Here is a 23185-nt window from a genome sequence, read left to right as displayed (position 1 = left end):
TACGATGAGGGAGTAATCGGCAGAATCTTCTGTGACCAACCCGTCAGCAAGGAGCAACTGTCTCCCGGGAAGGTCTTAATCGATGAGACTTATAACGAAAATAACAGGTTTCAGACTTAACAGGAGGATTTTATATGGCAGACAAACCGTGGTACCAGCAGACAACAGATGAATTGTTCGCTAATTTGGATACACAAGAACAAGGACTCACAGAAGCGACCGTCAAAGAGCGTCGAGAAAAGTACGGTGAGAATAAATTAGCAGCCAAGCGTCAGACCACGCTGTTGGAAAAATTTATTGCTCAGTTTAAGGACTTCATGATTATTGTACTGATTGTGGCAGCACTAATCGCTGGCGCAACCGGTGAACTGGTTGATGCGTTGATTATTTTGGCCGTTGTGATCCTCAACGCGGTGTTCGGTGTTTTTCAAGAATCGAAAGCTGAAGATGCGATTAATTCGTTGCGTGAAATGGCCGCCCCAGTGGCACACGTGGAGCGCAATGGTCAGGTCATCACCGTCAAAAGTGATGAGCTCGTGCCGGGCGATATTGTTCATCTCGAAGCGGGTGACATTGTGCCAGCTGATATTCGCTTACTGACAGCCAACGTCATGAAAGTTGAAGAAGCCGCTTTAACTGGTGAGTCCGTGCCGGTGAACAAAACCAGTGATGTGTTGGCTGAGGATGATTTAGCTCTGGGTGACCGGTCCAATCTGGTCTACATGACCGCTAACATTACGACCGGCCGAGGTACCGGTGTTGTTGTGGCAACCGGTATGAAGACCGAAGTTGGTCAAATTGCCGGTATGATCGAAGACACAGCAGAAACTAAGACCCCATTACAGGAGAATCTCAATCAGTTAGGTAAGTGGCTGACAGCTTTAATTTTGGCCATCGCCGCCCTGGTTTTTGTGATTGGTATGGTTCGCGGGGAAGAAACGTTGGTCAACATGCTGCTGACAGCTATTTCCTTGGCCGTAGCTGCCATTCCGGAAGGTCTGCCAGCCATCGTGACGATCACCTTGGCATTGGGCACACAGCGGATGGCAAAGCGTCATGCTTTGATTCGGAAGTTACCGGCAGTGGAAACCCTTGGGAGTACGGACATTATTGCGTCCGATAAAACGGGTACCCTGACGCAAAATAAGATGACGGTTGAACAGTTGTATGAAAATGGTCAACTTGTTGATGCTAAACAGCAACAAGTTGATTTAACCGACCCCATAGCGTTAGCCATGGTGTTGAATAACGATGGTAAATTTACGGATGATGGGTTGACAGGCGATCCCACCGAAACCGCTTTGATTCAGTATTACCTTGATCAAGGCGAACCCGCCGCTGCAACTATCAGCAACAACAAACGGGTTGCTGAGATTCCATTTGACTCAGAACGAAAATTAATGTCGACGTTTAACGAAGACCAAGATGGCAACGTGACCCAGTATGTCAAGGGGGCACCTGATCAATTATTGAAGCGGGTTGACCGAATTTCACTGAATGGTGAAGTTCGCAGCATGACTGATGCGGATAAACAGCAGATTTTAACGACTAACCATCAGTTGGCCACGCAAGCTTTGCGGGTGTTGGCCTTTGCGTACAAGCCAGTTGACACAGTTCCCACAGATCTAAGCAGTGAAACCGCTGAACAGCATTTGATCTTCATCGGTTTGATTGCCATGATCGACCCAGAACGGCCAGAAGTTGCCCAAGCAGTGGTCGAAGCACATGAAGCCGGTATTCGACCGATTATGATCACTGGTGACCACCGTGATACGGCTACGGCCATTGCCAAGCGGTTAGGGATTCTGGATAAAAATAGTACGGATGATCAAGTGATTACCGGTGCTGAATTGGATAAACTTAGTGATGACCAGTTTGATCAAAGTGTCGACCAATACGCAGTTTATGCGCGAGTTGCACCAGAACATAAGGTGCGAATCGTGAATGCTTGGCAAAAGCGTGGTAAAGTGGTGGCGATGACGGGTGATGGTGTGAACGACGCACCAGCTTTGAAGGCTGCGGATATCGGCGTCGGTATGGGAATTACCGGTACTGAAGTCTCTAAGGGTGCCAGCGATATGGTATTAGCGGATGATAACTTCTCCACCATCGTTGTGGCGGTGGAAGAGGGACGCAAAGTCTTCGCTAACATTCAAAAAGCGTTGCAGTACCTCTTGTCTGCCAACATTGGTGAAGTTCTGACACTGTTCGTGATGACCCTGTTAGGCTGGCAAATTTTAGCGCCAGTGCAGATTCTTTGGATCAATCTGGTGACTGATACCTTCCCGGCTATCGCACTTGGTTTGGAACCAGCTGAACCTAATATTATGAAACGTAAACCAAGGGGCCGGTCATCGAACTTCTTTTCTGGTGGCGTGTTCGGCAACGTTATCTACCAAGGGGCATTAGAAGGTCTGATTACACTTGGCGTTTACGGGCTGTCATTAAAGTTCCCAGTTCATACCAGTGCCCAATTAGCCCACGCGGATGCTTTGACAATGGCGTTTGCAACCCTTGGCCTCATTCAGTTGTTCCACGCCTTTAACTCCAAGTCGATTCATGACTCAATTTTTAAAGTTGGTTTGTTTAAGAACCGCTCACTTAACTGGGCGATTCTGACAGCGTTCTTGTTATTAGCGGTCACAATTGTTGTCCCTGGTTTTAATACCGTTTTCCATTTGACTGAACTGAATGTCCTTCAATGGGGAACTGTTTTTGGTGCTGGTATTTTGATGATTGCAATTGTTGAAATCGTCAAATTAATCCAGCGCCAGTTTGAAAAATAGGAGGGGTTTCTATGAAACCAAAAACAATGGCAAGTTATTTACCAGCCTTAAGTAAAGTGATTGAAGATACAGAAAATACCGGGTCTGAAATGAATGCAGATTTCGAAAAATTACGACAGGCAATTGACGATGACTCAGTTGCTGATCTGGGCACGGATACGTTAACTGCGATTAAAGCGACCTTCCAAAAGGGAACGGATGCTTATACCGAGAACTTGAATCGTCTTCAACAGGCTTCAGTGCCGGTTCGAATTCTTGGCAAACATAAGCAGCTCGTGGCAGCCTATCGCAACTACGCGCAAGCCTGTCAGGCAATGGTTGATGCCATTGATTCTGAGGGCCAAAAGGTAAACGTTGACGCCTTCAATGATTCTGAACATGAACAAGAAAACATGATGGCAAAGGTTACCTCAGCCGCACAGCGAATTATGTCGATGGTGATGTAACAAGTAAAAAATAGAGCACGATTCCGTCAAATAGACGTGAAGGTGCTCTATTTTTACGTTAAGGGTTTGTGACACCATGGTATAATGGACACACTACACGTAAGGATGTTGAAGAATGGAAATTGAAACCCGAAAACTTATTAAACAGGCACTTCCAGCCTACAAGGCACATCAAATCGATGTTACCTTAGACCTGTTAGATGACAATAACACGGTACCGTTTATTGCCCGGTACCGAAAAGAAATGACTGGCAATCTTGATGAAGTCGAAATTCGTGAAATTCAGGATGAAGCTAATCGGATTACTAAGCTCCAGCAACGAAAACAAGAAGTTCTGAACCAGATTTCTGAACAGGGGAAATTAACGGCTAAATTGTCGGCAACGATTAATGCAGCCACTCAGATGCAACAAGTCGAGGATCTCTATCTACCGTACAAGCAGAAACGTCGGACTAAAGCGACGATTGCCAAGGACGCTGGGCTATATCCATTGGCACAGTGGGTGTTGCAGTTTAAGCGTGAGGCGGTTGAAACGGTTGCCAAGCAGTACGTGAATGAAAAAGTGCCGGATGTCGACAGTGTTTTGGCCGGTGTTCATGAGATCTTAGCAGAAGCAATTGGTGAACGGGCGGAATTTCGTGAATGGGTTCGGCGATATACACAACGAAATGGTATTTTAGCCAGTAAGCTGAAGCGTAACGGTGAGGCCAAAGACGAAGATCAAGTCTATCAAATTTACTATGACTTTCAATCTGCTTTAAAAAAGGTGAGCCCTTATCAAACTTTAGCCATTAACCGTGGTGAAAAAGCCGGGGTTCTTACCGGAAAAATCACTGTTGATGAGGTCGCTATTGAGCGTTACCTGAAGTTCCAGTTGATAGGTTCGCATCAAGGACCCGCAGTTAGCCTTGTTGAGGCAGCTTATCAGGATGCCTATAAACGCTTTATTGGTCCTGCCATTGAGCGGGAACTCAGGCGGTCGTTGACCGATACTGCTCAGGAACACGCCATTCAGGTCTTCGGCAATAATCTGTATCATTTGTTGATGCAGGCACCGTTGAAAAACCATGTGGTGATGGGCTTTGACCCAGCATACCGAACCGGTTGTAAGCTGGCGATCATGGATGGTAATGGTAAGTATCTCGCTAAAAAAGTCATTTATCCGCACAAACCAGCGCCCACAGTCAAACGGGAACAGGCAATGCCGGAGTTTATCAAATTACTGAATGACTATCAGGTGGACATGATTGCCATCGGTAACGGTACTGCCAGTCGCGAGTCTGAACTGTTCGTGGCTGAGGCAATTAAACAAGTTAAGCGTGATGTTAGATATACCATCGTTAACGAGGCGGGTGCGTCGGTTTATTCAGCCAGTGCCGTAGCGCGGGCTGAATTTCCCGACTTCAATGTTGAAGAGCGTTCAGCCGTTAGCATTGGTCGTCGCCTGCAAGATCCCCTGGCTGAGCTGGTTAAGATCGATCCGAAACCAATCGGGGTTGGTCAGTATCAGCATGACGTGCCAGAAAGTGGCTTGGATGAACAGTTGGAACGAGTGGTTGAAACGGCGGTCAACCAGGTTGGTGTTGATTTGAATCGGGCCAGCATTGAGCTCTTAGAACATATATCAGGGCTCTCAAAGCAAACCGCTAGTAACATTGTGGCTTACCGCGAGGAAAATGGTAGTTTTAGCAGCCGGCCGGAGCTGAAAAAAGTGCCGCGATTAGGACCGAAAGCCTACGAACAATCAGTTGGTTTTTTGCGTATCATTAACGGGAAAAACGTCCTGGATAACACTGATATTCACCCAGAAAGTTACGCGGTTGCCAAGCAGGTTTTAAGCAATCTTGGATTGAAGTTAGACCAAGTTGGTACGCCAGCGGTAGCTTCCGTGATTGAGAACGCTGATGCAAGTCGTTTGAGCAATGAGCTAAACGTGGGAACGGCAACGTTGCAAGATATTCTTCAGAGTTTGCAGCGACCCGGTCGTGACCGCCGAGATGAGATGCCGGCACCAATTTTGCGGACAGATGTGTTGCAGATGAGTGATTTAAAGCCCGGAATGAAGCTTCAGGGTACCGTTCGAAACGTGGTGGACTTTGGCGTGTTTGTTGATATTGGTGTTAAACAGGACGGTTTGGTACACATTTCTCACCTTTCCAATTCCTATGTGAGTGCGCCTTCAGCGATTGCGTCGGTGGGGGATATCGTCACTGTGTGGGTTTTGGAAGTGGACGAGCAGCGTCACCGGATTCAATTGACCATGGTGGAACCAAATGACTGACCGAGAGTTACAGGAGTTAGTAGAACGCATTTCCCTTCAGTCTTTTGGCAAGCCGTTTAGGCACCAGGCAGTTTTTAACAGCCGCTTGAAAACGACTGGTGGGCGTTATCACCTGCAAGACCACCATATCGATATTAATCCGCGGATGTTGACCATGTTTGGTGAGTCGACGTTGGAGGGTGTCATCAAGCACGAACTGGTGCATTATCACCTTCATTTGGCAGGGCAATCCGGTCAGCACCGAACGCGGGCTTTCAAACAGTTACTGCAGGCTGTGGGTGGGCTGCGTTACGCACCACGGCAACCGAAACAGATTAAGCCAACAACCTACTTAATTTATCGCTGTGAAAATTGTGGCCAGATATATCAGCGTAAGCGCCGAATCAATACACAGAAATTTGTCTGTGGTAAGTGCCACGGGCGGTTAATTTTCCAAAAGCGGGTTGCGCAATAGTGATTGAAATTTGAATTGATCTACATGATAATGAGTAAGAAAACTGAGAACGGTAATCAAAGATATCATTTTGAATGGAGGGTTAATTTATGGGTAAAATCGTGATACGAGTGCCAGCCACATCTGCTAATTTAGGACCAGGATTTGATTCAATTGGTGTGGCGCTGCACTTATACTTGACCGTGATCGTGGAAGAAAAAACGGAAGTATGGCGGGTAAACCATGCTTTGGGGCCAGATGTGCCAACGGATGACCAAAACTTGATCGTGCAGGCAGCATTGAAGGTAAATCCTAAGCTGCAACCGCATCAGTTGACAGTCATGTCAGATATCCCGGTGGCTCGTGGCTTAGGTAGTTCTTCTACCGCGGTCATTGCTGGCGTGAAAATTGCTAACGAACTTGGTGAAATGGATCTCTCGCTTGCTGACCAAGTCACTTTGGCGGCCAATATCGAAGGGCATCCAGATAACGTGGCCCCGGCACTATTAGGCGATGTCACCGTTTCTGACTATGATGGTGAGACGGCTACTAGTGTTAAATTGGCGATGCCTGAAGGCCTGAAGATGCTGGCATTTATCAAAAACCAGCCCTTGTTAACATCGGAAAGTCGTGAAGTGTTGTCAGATCAGTTACCACGTAAGCAAGCTGTGATTGGCAGCAGCGTGGCAAACGTTATGGTTGCCGCTTTAGCAACTGATAACTGGGAATTGGCCAGTCAAATGATGGAACGGGATCAATTTCACGAAACCGCGCGCACCAAACTGGTTCCTGAACTGCCAATGATTCGCGAAACGGCACACAAGTTGGGTATCACTGGAACTTATCTCAGCGGGGCTGGGCCAACTATCGGTACCTTTGGCACTGAGCCGCAACTGATCGTTTTACGGCAGAAATTAACCGATATGGACGTCAAAGGCAGCCTACGAATTTTTGATATTGATCGGCAGGGTGCAACGGTAAATGCTGAGTAAATATGAATATTTTACAAATAACCATTGAAAACAGGTGATAATTCTGGTATATTATTTCTTGTTGATGCGGCCATGGCGGAACTGGCAGACGCGCAAGATTAAGGATCTTGTCGGGGTTTTCCCGGTGGAGGTTCGAGTCCTCTTGGCCGCATACGTAAGCTCGGAATCTTCGACCAGTTTTGGTTGAGTATTCCGGGCTTTTTTGTTGAAATTAAGCGGAGGTCATGATGAATGAATAATTTTATTTTTGATGTGGATGGGACTTTACTCGATACGGAAGCCATGTATATGAAGGCGCTGGATAAGGTCCTTCGTCAGCACCAAATTCAGCACCCGTACAACGAGTTAGCACAAACCTTTGGGATTACCAGTTTTGATGCACTAAAGCAGCTTAAAGTGCCAGCAGAGCTGATTCAGCCAATACTAGATGAATGGGCACAAGCTATTCCGGAATTTCAGCATCTCGTTCACGTGTATGACGGAATTGAAGCCATGTTGACTGGGTTGAAAAATGCTTCCGGAACACAACTGGCTATTATGACATCAAAACAAAAGTATGAGTTTAAACGAGATGTAACGCCATTGGGCTTAGATCAATATTTTTCGGAGTTTGTTTTCTTTGAGGATGCTAAACGCGGAAAACCGGCACCAGATCCGATTCTTGTTGCCATTGACCGTTTGGGTGCGGATCCCGCCACAACCATCTATGTTGGAGATACGCAGTATGATCTTCAAGCTGCCCACGCTGCCGGGGTTAAATTTGGACTGGTTGCATGGGGTAATGGCCACACCAAGCCAATTGAAGGTGCAGATTATGTATTCGCAGCACCCAAAGATATCCTTGCGCTGACTGACTAACCGTTTATGTTGTTACAGCGCGAATTGGCGCGATGTGCTATGATGATACCAGTTATGAACGTATGAACAAATTTTGTTTATTGACGAGGAGGCAATGTTTTGATTGCCATTGTGATTGCTAGTCATGGAGACTTTGCTAAGGGACTGTTGCAGTCCGCAACGATGATTTTTGGAAAACAGACCGACGTTGCGACTGTGACTTTTGAAGACCATGAAACATCGGATGATTTGATGATTAAATTTCAAACCGCATTAAGTAAATTTGAGTCTGTAGATGGCGTGTTATTTTTAGTGGATCTGTGGGGTGGTTCGCCATTTACGATTGCTGAACACATCGTGAGTCAACAACCGGGCCAGATGGCGCTGATTACTGGCGTTAATCTGCCAATTGTCATGGATGCCTTTACTATTCGGGATCAACCGTTAGACAAGGTTGTCGCCCATTTAGAAAAAAGTGGTCAGAAGGGTATCCGGCGGTTTGAACCAGAAGCACACCACGAAGGAGCTTGATTCCTATGACCATGGACATCCAGTTTGCACGAATTGGCAGCCGTCTGTTACCGAAGCAAGTGGCGAGAGATTGGGTTAAAACAATTGCGCCTAATCGAATCTTAGTTGTCTCAGATCGGATAGCAAAAGATGCCTTCCGACAGACGCTGATTTTACAGTCTTCACCAACAGGGATTGAAACGAATGTCTTAACGGTAAAGAAGATGCTGAAAATTTATCAGGACCCGCAGTTCAATGCTTACCGAGCGTTTTTATTGACTGAAACGGCCAAAGATATGGCAGAACTGGTTAAAGGTGGGGTTCAGCTGAACCAAGTTGGTGTTAACTTAGGTATCCTTGCCTATCAGAACGGGATGCAGATGCTGACTGATAGCGTTGCCGTCGATGAAAGTGAGGCAGCTGCTTTACGCTATTTAACTCATAGTGCCAAGCTGAAAGTCGTTGTGCAAGAGCAGCCTGCGGACCTTCAAGTTGATATTAAACCATTGCTGGACCGGCTTACATTTTAAAACAGAGGACAAAAAGAGCTTAGCACTTCAACAGTGCTAAGCTCTTTTGATACCTCGTATTAATAACCTGAACCGCTTGTTGATGACACATAGTTGCTGTCATCGCCGGTGCCTGTAGAGCTAGACGTTAACTTAGTTGATTCACTAAGGCCTAATGTATACCGAATGTTTTTGGAAACCTTTTGCAGTTCCGACAGTGGGGCAACTTGATAAGAAATGCCATCGATCATGGCATCTTGTCCCTGAAGAGTTTGAGATTTAATGTGATGGCTAGCATCACCATACTTGGTCCGAATAGCCAGCATATCATTAAAGGTCATATCGGTTTTCATATTGCCATTTAAAGAAGTCAAGATTTGTTTATAACGGGGGATTGAGGTAATCCCAACGCCCTTTACAACCAGTTTCTGTAAGACTTGGCGCTGACGTTTCTGACGACCATAATCACCTAATGGATCTTCCTCACGCATGCGGGAATAATCTAGGGCTTGCTTACCATTTAGATGAATTTTTTGACCTTTAACCACGTTAGCGTTGCCATAGTGGAAAGTCATTGGTGGTACGACGTCAACACCGCCAACTGCATCTACCATTTTCTCTAGACCGCCCATGTTGACGATGGCGTAAAAGTCGATCGGCACGTCCAGCAAATTCTCAATGGTGGAAACTGCGGTTGCGGGACCGCCAATGGTATAAGCAGCGTTGATCTTTTCATACGGCTGAGAGTCACCCTTAACTTGAACGCGTGTGTCACGCGGGATACTCGTTAAATAGGCGGTTTCTTTCTTAGGATTAATCGTAGCCACAATCATCGTATCGGTTCGGCCAACGTCGTTTCTGCCAAGCGCTCCCGTATCAGTTCCCATTAAAAGAATTGAGAAGGGCTTTCCCTGTTTAATGACATCATCGACGTTTCTAAGCTTATTGGTTTGACCAGCTTGAAAAGTACTATCAAAAGTTTTCTTGGCTTCGTTGTAGGCATGATAACCATAGGCAACCCCACCAGTGATTATGATCAGTACCACGATCAAGATGCTCCAAAGTAAGCCGCGATGTTTCTTCCGGCGCTTAAAGTGTGAATAATCACTGCGCCGCGTTGGTTGGTTATTTTGATTTGGATCGAAATTATTTGATGCCATAAGTTCCCCTCGCCTTTGTAAAATCTCTCTGTATTATAAAACTATTATTTTAGGTCGTGTTAATCTCTCATGAAGTTTAAGTTGAATTTAAAAAATAGCGGCATTTTCCTGCCTAACTGTACTATTACATCACAAATAATGGTTCCCGTAAACCTCCTAATGAAGAAAAGCTTAAAATGCGACAAGTCAGCGTATTGCTCTGTCTATTTTTTTGCCAAGCAACACTCAGATTAATAGAGTTGTGAAGTCAACGTTCGAGAATTATGCTATAATAAATATTAATTTTTGATGTGAAAGAAGGTATATTACACAATGTTGCTTTTGTTCGCCCGAAGTGTTGCGGGCGTGGTTGAAATTCTTTTAATGATTGCGTTAGGTTACCTTCTAACTAATCTCGGCTGGTTTAACGAATCAGCCAGTAAACTGATTGCCCGGTTAGTTACCCAGGTTGCCTTACCCGCATACATGGCATACACCATTACGAGCAAGTTTACGTTCAAGCGGTTGGTTGAAACGCTACCTGACTTGCGATTTCCAGTAGCCTCAATGATGATCTTATTTGTCGTTTCAATTATTGTCGCGAAAGTTCTACATATTAGAAAAAGTCATCGGGGACTTTTTGAATCCATGTTTTTTAATTCAAATACGGTGTTTGTCGGTTTGCCCGTCAATGTCGCGTTGTTTGGTGCCGCTAAAAGTTTGCCGTACGTGCTGGTTTACTACATGGCTAACACAACAATTTTTTGGACCCTCGGCGTTTACCTGATTCAGCGGGATGGGGAAGGCGACTATCACTTTAGTTTGAGTCAAACCCTCAAAAAGGTTTTTTCACCGCCGCTACTTGGTTTTATGGTTGGGGTGGTGTTGGTGTTACTAAAGATTCAACTGCCTCAATTTATTATGGCTGATTTAAATTACATTGGTGGGTTGACGGTACCACTGTCAATGATCTTTATTGGGATTGCGATTGCCAACGTTGATTTCCGGGACCTCACGATTAATCGTGGTAGTCTAGGAATTCTGCTTGGTCGCTTTATCCTTGCGCCCGCTTTAATGGCACTTTTGGTGTTACCTACTGGAATGCCAATGATGATGAAACAAGTCTTCATTATTCAGTCAGCTATGCCGGTGATGACTAACGCCCCCGTTGTGTCGAAACTTTATGGTGCAGATTCCAGCTTTGCTGCCGTAATGGTGACTGAATCAACGCTATTGAGTTTGTTAGTTATTCCGATTTTGATGCTACTGTTGAATGCTTCTCATTAATACAATAAAGGGACCTCGGCTTTTATCGAGGTCCCTTTATTGTATTCAGCGCCGGTGATATACTGGTATGTGAATGAAAGAGCATGAGAAGAGAGGAACAGTTTTATGGTTAAATTAGTCATTTTGCGTCATGGTGAAAGTCAGGCCAACCGGGATGGCGTTTTTACTGGCTGGAGTGATGTCTCGCTGACAGAAAAGGGGATAACGCAAGCCCATCAAGCTGGTAAAGTCATCAAAGAGACGGGCTTGCAGTTTGATCATTTGCATACCTCAATGTTAAAACGGGCAATTATGACGGCCAACATTGTGCTGGAGGAAATCGATCAGCTTTACATCCCGGTGACAAAGTCCTGGCGCCTTAATGAACGGCACTATGGTGCGTTGCGAGGAAAGAAGAAAGCCGCGGTTAAAGCTGAAGTTGGTGAGAAACAGTTCAAGCTTTGGCGCCGCAGTTACCACGTTGTACCGCCGTTGTTGGCACAACCGGATCAAGATCCGCGTTACATTCCCTTGGGTGTTACCGAACCTCGCGGAGAAAGTCTTGAAATGGCATACGATCGCCTGATGCCGTATTGGCAAGATGAAATTGCACCACGGTTATTGGATGGTCGTAATCAATTAGTGGTTGCTCATGGTAGTACTTTAAGAGCGCTGATCAAATATATCGATCGGATTAGCGATTCTGATATTGACCATTTAGAGGTTCCCAATGGTGAGCCAATTGTTTATGACTTTGACGGGAAATTAAACGTGATCAATAAAGAAGTATTGAAGGCGTAGTAGGGAAACTTGCCGGGGGAGTTGCCCTTTAGTGAGTTCCTAACAATCATGTCAAAAACGTGTTCAGGTAGGCAGAGACTTGCACGTAAGCAAAAAGGAACGTGAAACAGGTAAAAGCGCCTGTTTCACGTTCCTTTTAACTTACGCTCCAGTCTCTAAGCGCCTACCTTCACACTCTATGCTAAAGCACCCATTGGATCCCATGGTGCTAATACAGTTGGTGTTTCTGCTTGGGCCTCACGCAGTTCTGGGGTCAAATATTTTTTGTTCACGACAACTTGGTAGCAATATTCTTCCATCCAACTATCGCTCATCACGAAGTAGCCTTTTGTACCGACTTTTTCACCCCAAGAATTTTCAACTTTCCACTTAGTTGGTTTGCCATCAACCAAGTCAACGCCAGTAATGACCATGGCGTGGGTCATCAAACTTTCACCATAATCCAAGCGTTCTGCTTTTGTCATGGAAAGGTCCATGTCCAGCAACTCGTTCTTTTTATAAGTGTTTGTGTCCATAATCCCCTTTTGACGGTCGGAGCTTTGACCAACGTCACAGCCAAACCAAACGCTTTGGCCATCTTTTAACTGTGCAATTGCGAGTTGTTTGAAGTCGTCCATGGTGACGTTTAAGTGTTTGACTTCACGGCCGCCCACAACGTTACCAAGCATTTCAACGGTATAGGTCTTGTTATAAGGCTTGTCTGAAGTTGGGGAATTGATGATAGAAACGTAGTCGGTTAAGTTCCAACCAACGTATTTATCGTAAAATGACTTCGGTGTTAAACCACGGTCGATATGGTAGTTCTTGTCATCATCGCGATATTCGAAATCAAATTTCTGTGCGGGTTCACCCAGGGTGTAGCAAAGCAGCCGGTAAACTTCGCCCAGCATCTTGTCGCGAGCAGCTGCAATTTCATCAGCGCTGGCACCTTTAGCCGTTAAATCACGAAGAGTGACAGCATCCTTACGCAACTTCTTGTTCAAAGTACTGTTTAGTTCACTGGACTTGGAACTATTGTAGGTTTCTGGCATAACTGACTTTGGCACGATACCATACTTTTCGATGATGGCGCATAGCATGTCCCACTGACCGCCATCCTGTTGTGGTGTCGCCATGAGAAAGGCCACCTTACGACTGGTCAATGGCTGGTCAGCTGTATTCAGAACATTTTGATAAAAGTAGTTCGCTTTTTCGAATTTATCCCAGAAATTAGTGTAGTTTTGGGAGAGTTCAAAATCGCTAAGATCGAAGAGGTCAGCAAGATGATGACGCATGGTGTTTAACGCGGCAAACATCCAGCAACGGCCACTTTGCTTTTGATTGGCAACTTTCCCAGTATCCAATTCAATCGAAAAAACCGGGGTCATATCAGTGTCGGAAGCAAAATCGGCACTGGTAGCTAGAATGCCTTGGTGGGAAACGGCACGTTCCACCACTTTGGCATCTTTACGGTCGTTAAATAAAGTCTGATAACGGGTAATCTGATCACTGCTGATTGCAGCTGTTTTATCATTACTCAAATGAATCACACTCCTTCTCGTTCAATAGTCATTATTGTACAACATTTACCGGTAAAAGTGAGCTTACTATGAGTAACTTTTGGGGTGTTTTCCAGCCACTTTATAGTGTAAGATAAAACACATGCATGAAAGGGGAGAATGATATGACACGAGGGTTTGAAATTGTTTCTTCGTACGCTAATGAAGGACTGCATCTCCCATACCGCACCACTAAACGGGCTGCTGGTTATGATTTTGAGAGTGCAGTGGACTTTAAAGTGCCCAGTATTTGGAAATTAGACTTTTTAAAAGTATTGTGGGCCATTCGCCACGAAACCGAAGTGGATAATGAAACAGCTAAGAAAGCGAAAAAAATTCTTAAACCATTTTTAATTCCTACTGGGATCAAAGCCTACATGGGTGATGATGAGGTGCTCATCTTAGCTAACCGATCTAGTAACCCGCTAAAGCGGAGCCTAGTTATTCCTAATGGAATCGGCGTGATTGACGCTGACTATTATAATAATGACAGCAATGAGGGCGAAATTTTTATGCAAGTGCTGAACTTTGGGCTTACGGATGCCGTAGTTGCTAAAGGGGACCGCATTGGGCAAGGCATTTTCATGCAATACCTGACCGCTGATGGCGAACACAAACCGCAACAGGAGCGCCAGGGTGGATTTGGTTCCTCGGGTAAGTAATATTAAAAAGAATTTAAGCTCAATAGTCTGAGACTTCAAAAGGTCAAGACTATGCTAAAATAAGATTGGTTAGTATTAGTCAAAGTTTACCAGAAAGGATTGAAACGATTGGCGAAAGAGAAGACACAGTTTGTCTGTCAAGAATGCGGTTATCAGGCGCCCAGATTTTTGGGTCGCTGCCCAAACTGCGGTAAGTGGAACACCTTTGTTGAAGAAGTGATTGCACCTTCGACCACCTCAGCAAAGACGGCAACCAGTTTTAGCGGTGGCGCAGTGACTAAGCCAGAAAAGTTAGCCGCCGTTTCGATGCAAAAAGAGCCCCGAGTCAAAACCCAGCTGGGTGAACTAAACCGAGTACTTGGCGGTGGTGTTGTGCCCGGTTCGCTAGTTTTAATCGGTGGGGATCCTGGGATTGGTAAATCAACGTTACTGCTGCAAGTTTCCGGACAGTTGAGTCAGACTGGCGGTAAGGTACTCTACGTTTCTGGTGAGGAAAGTGCTAACCAAATTAAAATGCGTGCTAATCGTTTAGGGGTCGCAAGTGATAACCTTTATTTGTATCCTGAAACCGATATGAGTCGAATTCGGACTAACATCAATGAAATGAAACCAGACTATGTCGTGATTGATTCCGTTCAGACCATGTCTGAACCGGAAATTACTTCGGCAATCGGCTCGGTCTCACAGATTCGTCAAGTGACTGCTGAACTGATGCGTATTGCTAAGTCTCAGGGCGTTACCATCTTTGTTGTAGGTCACGTGACTAAGGGTGGCGCTATTGCCGGACCGAAAGTTTTGGAACATATGGTGGATACTGTGCTTTACTTTGAAGGTGATCTGCACCATACGTACCGAATTTTACGTGCCGTCAAGAACCGGTTTGGATCCACTAATGAACTAGGTATCTTTGAAATGCAGGCAGATGGGTTAAAAGAAGTTAAAAATCCGTCTGAAATTTTCTTAGAGGAACGGTTAAAGGATGCAACTGGTTCAGCGATTGTGGTTTCCATGGAAGGGACCCGACCAATTCTGGTTGAGATTCAGGCTTTACTGACACCTTCTGTTTTTGGTAATGCTCAGCGAACCGCTTCCGGTCTTGACCGAAACCGAGTATCATTGATCATGGCAGTACTGGAGAAGCGGGCCAACCTGATGCTGCAAAATCAGGATGCCTATTTGAAGGCTGCTGGTGGTGTCAAGTTGGATGAACCAGCAATCGATTTGGCGTTAGCTATCAGCATTGCCAGCTCATACCGTGACAAAGGAACCAATCCTAATGAGTGTTATGTGGGTGAAATTGGGCTGACTGGTGAAGTTCGCCGGGTCAACCGAGTGGAAGATCGTGTCAAGGAAGCGTCTAAGCTTGGCTTTAAACGAATCTACATTCCTAAAAACAACTTGAAGGATTGGACCGCGCCAACGGACATTGAAGTTATTGGGGTGGCAACACTTGGAGAGGCACTGCATAAAATTTTAGCTTAATGGATTTGGAGGTGAATTATTTGAACAAAAAAAGAGCAATTATTCAAGTCATTTTCGCATTTATCGGATTAGGGCTTGGCGCAGCCTATATTCCGTTGATTTGGGCGGGATTTGGCTACACCAACCGTACCTGGTTTAACAACGAGATCGTCAATGCGGTTATCGGGGCGCTAGTGTTATGGCTATTATCCCTTATTTTTTCAGGTTACATCGAGCGCTTAATTAATCGATTCGAAAAGTCACTGACTTCGAAGAGTCCTTCTTATTTATTGTTTGGAAGCGTCTCAACCATTATTGGGTTGATCCTAGCAATATTGATTTCGACACCATTATACCGGCTTGATTCTCCAATTCTTGGGGGCCTTGTACCAATTATTTTAATGATCTTATTTGGCTATTTGGGCTTTCGATTGGGAACAACCAAGCGGGAGGAATGGCGGAAGCTATTTTCATTTCGGACCAAGAAAAATGCGGACGATAGTGAAAGTATTATTGATCGACCAATTGATGATAACTATCACCACTATAAAATTTTGGATACCAACATTTTAATTGATGGTCGAATCTATGATCTGGTTAAGACCGGTTTTATTGAAGGCACGTTGTTAGTTCCTAACTTTGTGCTCTACGAGTTGCAATACATTGCTGATTCCAGCGATAGTATTAAGCGAGTTCGTGGCCGTCGAGGTCTGGATATCTTGAATAAACTTCGTGAGGAAAACATCATTCCCGTTGAAATGTATGAGGGTGATTACGATGATATTTCCGAGGTTGATAGCAAGTTGATTCGGTTGGCTAAAGAAGTCAATGGTGTGATTGTCACCAATGACTATAATTTGAATAAAGTAATTGAATTTCAGAAGGTTCAAGTGCTTAATATCAACGCTTTAGCAAACGCATTGAAGCCACGTGTCATCCCGGGCGAACACCTGGATGTCATGGTCGTTAAGAACGGAACTGAGCGTCAGCAAGGGGTTGCCTATCTGGATGATGGGACCATGGTCGTGGTTGAAGACGGTCGCTACTATCTGAATGAACACTTAGATGTCATCGTTACTTCAGCGATTCAAACGGATGCTGGCCGGATGATCTTTGCCAAGCCAGCCCACTCAACGCATGAAATCAATGAAGAAAACGAGCATGTCGGTCGGAACAGCACGGCTAAGCAAAAAAATAATAATAAGAAGTCGAACTAACTTTTCTTTTCAGAGGTTCCATTGTACACTTAAAAAGATGTCGATTGTTTGGTACACTGAAACACTGTATGAAGTGTGTTCGTCAAATAGGGGATGCATCGATCGGTGTGTCCCTTTGTTGACGGACAAAGGAAGTTTCAAATCGAACTATTTTGAAAGAGGCGGAATTAATATTGGCAAATGATTCAATTCGCGTTCGTTATGCACCTAGTCCTACTGGGCATTTGCATATCGGTAACGCACGGACAGCACTATTTAATTACTTGTTTGCGCGTCACTACAAGGGTAAGTTTATTATTCGAATCGAAGATACTGATACAAAACGGAATGTGGCCGATGGTGAAAAGAGCCAACTGGATAATCTGCGTTGGTTAGGTTTAGACTGGGATGAAGGTCCTGATAAGCCAGGTGACTACGGTCCTTATCGTCAATCAGAACGGTTTGACATTTACAAGCCATTCATTCAACAGTTGTTGGATGAAGGTAAGGCTTACAAGTCTTACCGGACTGAAGAACAGCTTGAAGCTGACCGTGAAGCGCAACGTGCGCGTCACGAAATGCCCCATTATGAATATGAATACGCGGGCATGTCAGACGACGAGATCAAGGCTCAAATGGCTGAAGCCGAGGCTAAGGGCTTGAAGCCAGTTATTCGATTCCATGTCCCAGAACACAAAACTTATGCTTGGGATGATATGGTCAAAGGCAAGGTTTCCTTTGATTCTGACACCATTGGCGGTGACTTTGTCATTGTGAAAGCGGATGGCATTCCAACCTATAATTTTGCGGTTGTCTTGGACGACCATTTGATGAAAATTTCACACGTCTTCCGTGGTGATGATCACGTTGCCAACACACCAAAGCAACTGATGATTTATGAAGCGTTTGGCTGGGATGCACCTAAGTTCGGCCACATGAGTCTGATTATTAGTAAAGATACTGGTAAGAAGTTATCTAAGCGTGATGAGACTGTTCTACAGTTTATCGAGCAGTACCGTAAGTTAGGTTACCTGCCAGATGCACTCTTGAACTTCATCATTTTGCTTGGCTGGTCACCAGTGGGCGAGGACGAAATCTTCTCACTGAAAGAATTCGTCAAGATGTATGATGAAAAGCGGTTGAGCAAGTCACCGGCAACTTTTGATAAGAAGAAGCTGGAATGGATCAACAATCAGTACGTTAAGTCCTCTGATGAAGACGTGGTTGTTGACTTAGCCTTACAACAATTGATTGCAGCTGGTAACATTGCCGAAAATCCAGATGCTAAAACCCTTGAGTGGGCGCGTCAGTTGATCAACTTATACAAGCAACAGATGAGTTATATGGCTCAAATCAATGACATGGCCAGTGTCTTCTTTGAAGAACCTGAAAAAGTCAGTGGAGAAGCCTTAGATGAGATTTCCAACGATACAGCACCAGTTGTTTTGAAAGAATTCTCTGACCGGATCAAGCAGTTGCCAATTTTTGATAAAGTTCAGATTTTAGCAACGATTAAAGCCATTCAAAAGGATACTGGTATCAAGGGTCGTAAGCTTTGGATGCCGATCCGAATTGCCGTTACTCATGAAATGCACGGACCAGAATTACCAGAATCAATCGAATTAGTCGGTCGTGACAAGACCTTGGAGCATGTCGCTCAAACCTTGGCACAATTGAATTAAACTTAATCAACGCGTTAGAGGGCTTGGTTGCAGGTAAGCGAATCTGCAATCAGCCCTTTTCTTGTTTCAATGGCAAAAATGGGTTATCGTAAGGCGCGAAAGTCTAATTAATTTGTAATGATGTCCCTAAAATTGTGGGCACGGTGATTAATTATGATAAAATATACTTACGATTAATCAGAGAGGAGCTCCCACATGCTTAAGGTATTCAACACACTTACACGACAAAAAGAAGTGTTTACCCCGATTACTTCGGGAATTGTAAAAATGTACGTTTGTGGGCCAACCGTCTATAATTACATTCACATTGGCAATGCGCGCAGTGCGATTGCATTTGATACTATTCGTCGGTATTTCGAATACAAGGGCTACCACGTTAAATACGTTTCTAACTTTACGGATGTTGACGATAAGATGATTAAGGCGGCAAAAGAGGCCAACACCACGGTTCCAGCTATTGCAGACAAGTTTATTGCCGCATTTATGGAAGACACGACGGCGTTAAACATCGAACCAGCAACCAAGCATCCACGCGCGACCGAAAACATTAAGGATATCATCGACTTTATTCAAGATCTAATTGCCAAGGGTTATGGCTATGAATCGGAAGGCGACGTTTATTATCGTGCCCGTAAATTTGCTCATTATGGTCAGTTGTCTCACCAAAATATTGATGATCTGGAAGTCGGTGCCAGTCAGCATACGGATCCAGAAGAGGTCAACCGGAAGGAAGATCCCGTGGACTTTGCGCTGTGGAAGGCTGCTAAGGCGGATGAAATCTCTTGGGATTCCCCATGGGGCAAAGGTCGTCCAGGTTGGCATATTGAGTGCTCAGTGATGTCGACGAAATACTTAGGCGATACCTTCGATATTCACGGCGGCGGCCAAGATTTAACTTTCCCACACCATGAAAACGAAATTGCTCAAAGTGAAGCTAAAACCGGACAAAAGTTTGCTAATTACTGGTTACACAATGGTTTTGTGACGGTGGGCGATGAGAACGAAAAAATGAGCAAGTCACTTGGCAACTTTGTGACGGTTCACGATATTTTGAAGACTGTCAATCCTCAGGTGCTTCGTTTCTTCATGGCAACGACACAGTACCGCCGGCCAATTCAGTATACTCAAGGTAATTTGGATGATGCCGCTAACAATTTGAAACGCCTGCAGACTGCATTTAACAATCTTAATTATCGATTAAAGGATGCCGAACCCGGCAATGATCCTAAAATCGAGCAGGAAATTCGTCAGATCGAAGCTGACTTTGTTGATCAAATGGACGATGATTTTAACGTGCAAAACGGGATTGCTCAAGTCTACGAATTGGCTAAATTAGGCAATGTCTACGCTGAACGGCCAGTGGTCTTTGAAGATAGTTTGAGTTTCATTTTGAAGACCTTGACAGAATTAGTGAACATTTTTGGCATCGCGTTCAAAAAAGAAAGTCTCAACGACGATGGTATCGAAAAGTTGATTAATGAACGGTTAGCCGCTCGCAAGAACCGTAACTTTGAGCGTAGCGACGAGATCCGCGAACAGTTGAAGGCCCAGGGAATTATTCTCGAAGATACACCACAGGGAACTCGCTGGCATAGAGATGATGGGAAAGGAAACGCATGAGCGAACAAACGCAACAGGATTATCAGCAGTTAAATGGCGTTGCTTTGGCCTACATGGGCGATGCTGCTTATGAGGTCTTTATCAGACGTCATTTAATTGAGACGGGCTTCACTAAACCAACCAAACTGCACCATAAGGCGACCATGTATGTATCAGCCAAAGCACAAGCCGGCTTGATAGCGTTAATGGAGGAAGACGACTTTTGGACTGAGGAAGAAGAATACTACTTTAAGCGCGGCCGCAATGCCAAAAGTTACACACACGCTAAGAACACAAGTGTCATGACGTATCGTATTTCGACTGGGTTTGAAGCAATCTTTGGCTATTTGACGTTGAGTAATCAACAAGATCGGTTAGCTGAGATGGCGCAATGGTGTATTGAACAAGTTGAAGCAGGGAGATTACCAAATGAAAAATAATGAACAGCTATCAGATGAACCGTCTGAATTTATTTTCGGTCGTCATCCAGCAATTAATGCGTTAAAGAGCGATCAGGAAATCAATAAGGTGTTCATTCAGGACGGCCTGAAAAACGAGCTGATTGGTGAAATTATCAAGCTGGCTAAGAAACGCGGCTTGGTGATCCAGATGGTGCCAAAGTCAAAGTTGGAGCGACTAGCACCGCGTGAAAATCACCAAGGTGTCGTGCTAGCAGTTTCAGCTTTTGATTACGCTAGTATTGATGACTTGTTTGCGAAGGCTCAGGAAAAAGACGAACAGCCATTTTTCTTGATTCTAGACAACATTAATGATCCGCATAATTTAGGGTCAATCATGCGTACGGCAGACGCGGTGGGTGCTCACGGTATTATTATCCCTAAGCGTCGTTCAGTCGGACTCACCGGTGTGGTGGCTAAAACCTCCACCGGTGCCATTGAACACGTGCCAGTTGCTCGTGTGACAAATTTAGTGAATACGGTCAAAGAGCTGAAAGATCGGGGCCTTTGGGTGTTTGGTACGGATATGAACGGGACCGACTACCGCCATTTTGACGCTAAGGGTCCGGTTGGCATTATCATCGGCAATGAAGGTAAGGGAATTTCACCACTGCTGAAAAAGGCGGTCGATGAGATGCTGACAATTCCGATGGTCGGCCACGTTCAAAGTTTAAATGCCAGCGTTGCCGCCAGCCTGTTGATGTATCAAGCCTTTTCTTCTCGCCACCCACTGAATTAAATGGAATGGGTGAGTTAATTGAAAAAAGATATTTTAATTGTTGACGCCTACAATATGATTGGCAACTGGCCCGATTTGAACCGGCTCAAGTTAACTGGACGTTTGGAAGAAGCCCGTGACAACCTGTTGTCGATTTTGTCGGAATATCACAAGTACCAACGCATCGAAATGATCGTGGTTTTTGACGCTATGTATGTCCCAGGAATGTCCAAGAAATATGACCACTACGGCTTGGAGGTTGTTTGGACTGGTCAGGATCAAACTGCTGATGAATATATTGAGATGCTAACCAAGCAAAAACAGACCCGCTTTACGCAGGTGACGGTTGCAACCAGTGACCAAGCTGAACAATGGACGGTCTTTTCTGCAGGAGCGTTACGAATTCCCGCGGGAGAGCTTCTGGCTAACATTAATCGAACTCGCAAAGAAGTTCATACGCAAGCAGTCAAGTTTGCTGATAAAGGCCAGGTTCGCCATTCGCCATGGAGCGAAGGCCAATTATCTAAGTTAGAAAAACTGCGTGATCATTTGGGTGATGAGCATCATCCAGATGTCTAACCGAAAAGTGACCGTTAAAAACAATCGATTCGATTTTTGGACTAGCAGCATAAACGGGAGTACCGTTATACTACTAGCTGAATTTCACGAATCGGTTGTTTTTTATTTGTACAATGGGGCTTTACGTTTGGTATACACCAATAACACGGGTTGTTATATTGTTTCCAATGGTGAACTACTCATAATGGAGGAAACAATATGCATGTCGGAAACGAAGCGGATTGGGTGTTGGTTGAACAGGCTCGTGATGGTAATGAACAGGCCTTGCAAGAATTGATCAACCGCTATAAGCCACTCATATTAAGTATTCAAAACCGTTATTACTTGCAGGAATTAGAACTGTCTGATTGGCTTCAAGAATCAGTAATCGTGATCTGGGAAGTGGTGATCCGTTTCGATGTGACACGAACGCATGCGTTTGGCTCATACTTGAAAGCTGCCTTGCTAAATCGTAGGCGGGATTACGCTCGGCGAATTAATGCCAAGAAGCGGAAGGCTACGGGGCCGGTTACCTCCATCGATGCTAACCCGACTTATTTCTCAGAAACCTTAGCAGACGAACATTTATTTTCATCTGAAAAGCGGGTTATTTTTCAACAGCAACTCGTGGAAACAGTGAAAAAGGACATGTCGAAAATGGAACGGTCAGTTTTGATTGCGCTACTCTCTGGTGAAACAGAAGAAACGATCTGCCAGCGACTTGGCCTTACCCATACCCAGTTTCATAATGCCAATGAACGGATAAAACGCAAAATCAGAGAACGTAAATAAGTTTTGTTGGGTTTCAACATTGCTTGACACATACTCGGCGTAGATGCTATTATGAAGCTTGCTATAAGGAGGTGTTGAACGTGGCTCAAAAGAAAGTTGCGTTAGCATGTTCTGTCTGTGGATCCCGGAACTACACGGTCCCGGCTAGTCCTAATCGTAAAGTTCGACTTGAAGTAAAAAAGTACTGTAAGTACTGTGGTAAGCATACGTTACATCGGGAGACCCGGTAACGCGCGAATGCCCGGTGTAAGGAGGAGCTCATGCGCTTTTTTAGATTTTTAGTTGGTGTTAAAGATGAGATGAAGCAGGTTTCTTGGCCTGATGCCAAACAGACACGAAAGGATACTAGCAGCGTGATTTTCGTTGCTTTATCCATGGCGATCTTCTTGGGACTTGTGGACTATCTGGTTCAACTGGGATTAAAGTTCTTGGCTTAATGCCACTAGACGGTAATCTATGCTATAATAGGTTTTGTTGAAAACTTCGCGCGGTCGGAGTTTTTTTATTTTGATTTTTAATGA

The 23185-nt window shown here is 44.8% G+C and carries 23 protein-coding genes and 1 tRNA gene; 22 read left to right on the top strand and 2 right to left on the bottom strand.

Features of this window, described 5'->3' with window-relative positions:
• The first annotated feature begins 134 nt into the window (after positions 1-134).
• The 9 genes from HC026_RS06405 (at position 135) to HC026_RS06365 (ending at position 8815) form a co-directional block, all read left to right on the top strand.
• Positions 135-2786: a cation-translocating P-type ATPase gene (locus tag HC026_RS06405; RefSeq protein ID WP_168925167.1), complete on the top strand. Its 2652-nt coding sequence runs from the start codon at positions 135-137 to the stop codon at positions 2784-2786.
• An 11-nt stretch (positions 2787-2797) separates the two neighbouring features.
• Positions 2798-3232, top strand: coding sequence for a hypothetical protein (locus HC026_RS06400; protein ID WP_168925166.1), 435 nt, complete (start codon positions 2798-2800; stop codon positions 3230-3232).
• 115 nt (positions 3233-3347) lie between these two features.
• Positions 3348-5513 carry a Tex family protein gene (locus tag HC026_RS06395; protein WP_168925165.1) on the top strand — a complete coding sequence of 722 codons (2166 nt, stop codon included), beginning with the start codon at positions 3348-3350 and terminating at the stop codon, positions 5511-5513.
• On the top strand, positions 5506-5967 hold the full coding sequence (locus tag HC026_RS06390; RefSeq protein WP_168925164.1) for a SprT family protein: 462 nt from the start codon (positions 5506-5508) through the stop codon (positions 5965-5967). The genes HC026_RS06395 and HC026_RS06390 overlap by 8 nt, the downstream gene beginning before the upstream one ends.
• Positions 5968-6056: 89 nt before the next feature.
• Positions 6057-6938 (top strand): homoserine kinase, encoded by an 882-nt coding sequence (gene thrB, locus HC026_RS06385; RefSeq protein ID WP_168925163.1) that lies wholly within the window; start codon positions 6057-6059, stop codon positions 6936-6938.
• A gap of 66 nt (positions 6939-7004) precedes the next feature.
• Positions 7005-7089 (top strand) — tRNA-Leu (locus HC026_RS06380).
• 80 nt (positions 7090-7169) lie between these two features.
• Positions 7170-7796, top strand: coding sequence for an HAD family hydrolase (locus HC026_RS06375; RefSeq protein ID WP_168925162.1), 627 nt, complete (start codon positions 7170-7172; stop codon positions 7794-7796).
• A gap of 99 nt (positions 7797-7895) precedes the next feature.
• Positions 7896-8306 carry a PTS sugar transporter subunit IIA gene (locus tag HC026_RS06370; protein WP_168925161.1) on the top strand — a complete coding sequence of 137 codons (411 nt, stop codon included), beginning with the start codon at positions 7896-7898 and terminating at the stop codon, positions 8304-8306.
• Between the two features lie 5 nt (positions 8307-8311).
• Positions 8312-8815 (top strand): PTS system mannose/fructose/N-acetylgalactosamine-transporter subunit IIB, encoded by a 504-nt coding sequence (locus tag HC026_RS06365; RefSeq protein ID WP_168925160.1) that lies wholly within the window; start codon positions 8312-8314, stop codon positions 8813-8815.
• A 59-nt stretch (positions 8816-8874) separates the two neighbouring features.
• Here the strand turns inward: HC026_RS06365 and HC026_RS06360 are convergent, their stop codons facing one another.
• Complete coding sequence (locus tag HC026_RS06360; RefSeq protein WP_168925159.1) at positions 8875-9954, bottom strand: LCP family glycopolymer transferase; 1080 nt, start codon at positions 9952-9954, stop codon at positions 8875-8877.
• A gap of 312 nt (positions 9955-10266) precedes the next feature.
• Here HC026_RS06360 and HC026_RS06355 point away from each other — a divergent pair, with 312 nt between their 5' ends.
• Together HC026_RS06355 and HC026_RS06350 are read left to right on the top strand one after the other, a co-directional pair.
• Positions 10267-11220: an AEC family transporter gene (locus tag HC026_RS06355; protein WP_211089435.1), complete on the top strand. Its 954-nt coding sequence runs from the start codon at positions 10267-10269 to the stop codon at positions 11218-11220.
• A gap of 105 nt (positions 11221-11325) precedes the next feature.
• Complete coding sequence (locus HC026_RS06350) at positions 11326-12000, top strand: 2,3-bisphosphoglycerate-dependent phosphoglycerate mutase (RefSeq protein WP_168925158.1); 675 nt, start codon at positions 11326-11328, stop codon at positions 11998-12000.
• A 176-nt stretch (positions 12001-12176) separates the two neighbouring features.
• Here HC026_RS06350 and HC026_RS06345 read toward each other — a convergent pair whose 3' ends face one another.
• Positions 12177-13520 carry a C1 family peptidase gene (locus tag HC026_RS06345; RefSeq protein ID WP_168925157.1) on the bottom strand — a complete coding sequence of 448 codons (1344 nt, stop codon included), beginning with the start codon at positions 13518-13520 and terminating at the stop codon, positions 12177-12179.
• 143 nt (positions 13521-13663) lie between these two features.
• On the opposite strand from HC026_RS06345, the gene HC026_RS06340 reads away from it, so the two are divergent.
• The 11 genes from HC026_RS06340 to secE all read left to right on the top strand — a co-directional run bounded on the left by HC026_RS06340 (position 13664) and on the right by secE (position 23101).
• Positions 13664-14200, top strand: coding sequence for a dCTP deaminase/dUTPase family protein (locus HC026_RS06340; RefSeq protein ID WP_168925156.1), 537 nt, complete (start codon positions 13664-13666; stop codon positions 14198-14200).
• A gap of 108 nt (positions 14201-14308) precedes the next feature.
• A complete protein-coding gene (radA, locus tag HC026_RS06335; protein WP_168925155.1) occupies positions 14309-15682 on the top strand; it encodes a DNA repair protein RadA in 1374 nt (457 codons plus the stop codon).
• Between the two features lie 20 nt (positions 15683-15702).
• Entirely contained in the window at positions 15703-16878 is a 1176-nt protein-coding gene (locus tag HC026_RS06330; RefSeq protein ID WP_232843661.1) for a PIN/TRAM domain-containing protein, read from the top strand.
• Between the two features lie 173 nt (positions 16879-17051).
• Positions 17052-18539: a glutamate--tRNA ligase gene (gene gltX / locus HC026_RS06325; RefSeq protein WP_168925153.1), complete on the top strand. Its 1488-nt coding sequence runs from the start codon at positions 17052-17054 to the stop codon at positions 18537-18539.
• Positions 18540-18734: 195 nt separating this feature from the next.
• The gene (cysS, locus tag HC026_RS06320) at positions 18735-20159 is read left to right on the top strand and encodes a cysteine--tRNA ligase (RefSeq protein ID WP_168925152.1); all 1425 of its coding nucleotides are present in this window, start codon (positions 18735-18737) and stop codon (positions 20157-20159) included.
• Complete coding sequence (locus HC026_RS06315) at positions 20156-20578, top strand: Mini-ribonuclease 3 (protein WP_168925151.1); 423 nt, start codon at positions 20156-20158, stop codon at positions 20576-20578. Before cysS ends, HC026_RS06315 begins: the two co-directional genes overlap by 4 nt.
• Positions 20568-21335: a 23S rRNA (guanosine(2251)-2'-O)-methyltransferase RlmB gene (gene rlmB / locus HC026_RS06310; RefSeq protein ID WP_168925150.1), complete on the top strand. Its 768-nt coding sequence runs from the start codon at positions 20568-20570 to the stop codon at positions 21333-21335. Before HC026_RS06315 ends, rlmB begins: the two co-directional genes overlap by 11 nt.
• An 18-nt stretch (positions 21336-21353) precedes the next feature.
• The gene (locus tag HC026_RS06305) at positions 21354-21893 is read left to right on the top strand and encodes an NYN domain-containing protein (RefSeq protein ID WP_168925149.1); all 540 of its coding nucleotides are present in this window, start codon (positions 21354-21356) and stop codon (positions 21891-21893) included.
• 198 nt (positions 21894-22091) lie between these two features.
• Positions 22092-22664, top strand: a complete 573-nt coding sequence (locus tag HC026_RS06300) for a sigma-70 family RNA polymerase sigma factor (RefSeq protein ID WP_168925148.1) — start codon at positions 22092-22094, stop codon at positions 22662-22664.
• 80 nt (positions 22665-22744) lie between these two features.
• The gene (gene rpmG, locus HC026_RS06295; RefSeq protein WP_089088234.1) at positions 22745-22894 is read left to right on the top strand and encodes a 50S ribosomal protein L33; all 150 of its coding nucleotides are present in this window, start codon (positions 22745-22747) and stop codon (positions 22892-22894) included.
• A gap of 30 nt (positions 22895-22924) precedes the next feature.
• Positions 22925-23101: a preprotein translocase subunit SecE gene (gene secE / locus HC026_RS06290; protein ID WP_168925147.1), complete on the top strand. Its 177-nt coding sequence runs from the start codon at positions 22925-22927 to the stop codon at positions 23099-23101.
• Positions 23102-23185: the final 84 nt, after the last annotated feature.

The sequence above is a fragment of the Secundilactobacillus angelensis genome, assembly GCF_012641075.1.
Lineage (GTDB): Bacteria > Bacillota > Bacilli > Lactobacillales > Lactobacillaceae > Secundilactobacillus > Secundilactobacillus angelensis.
This window is presented reverse-complemented; position numbering and strand designations above follow the sequence as displayed.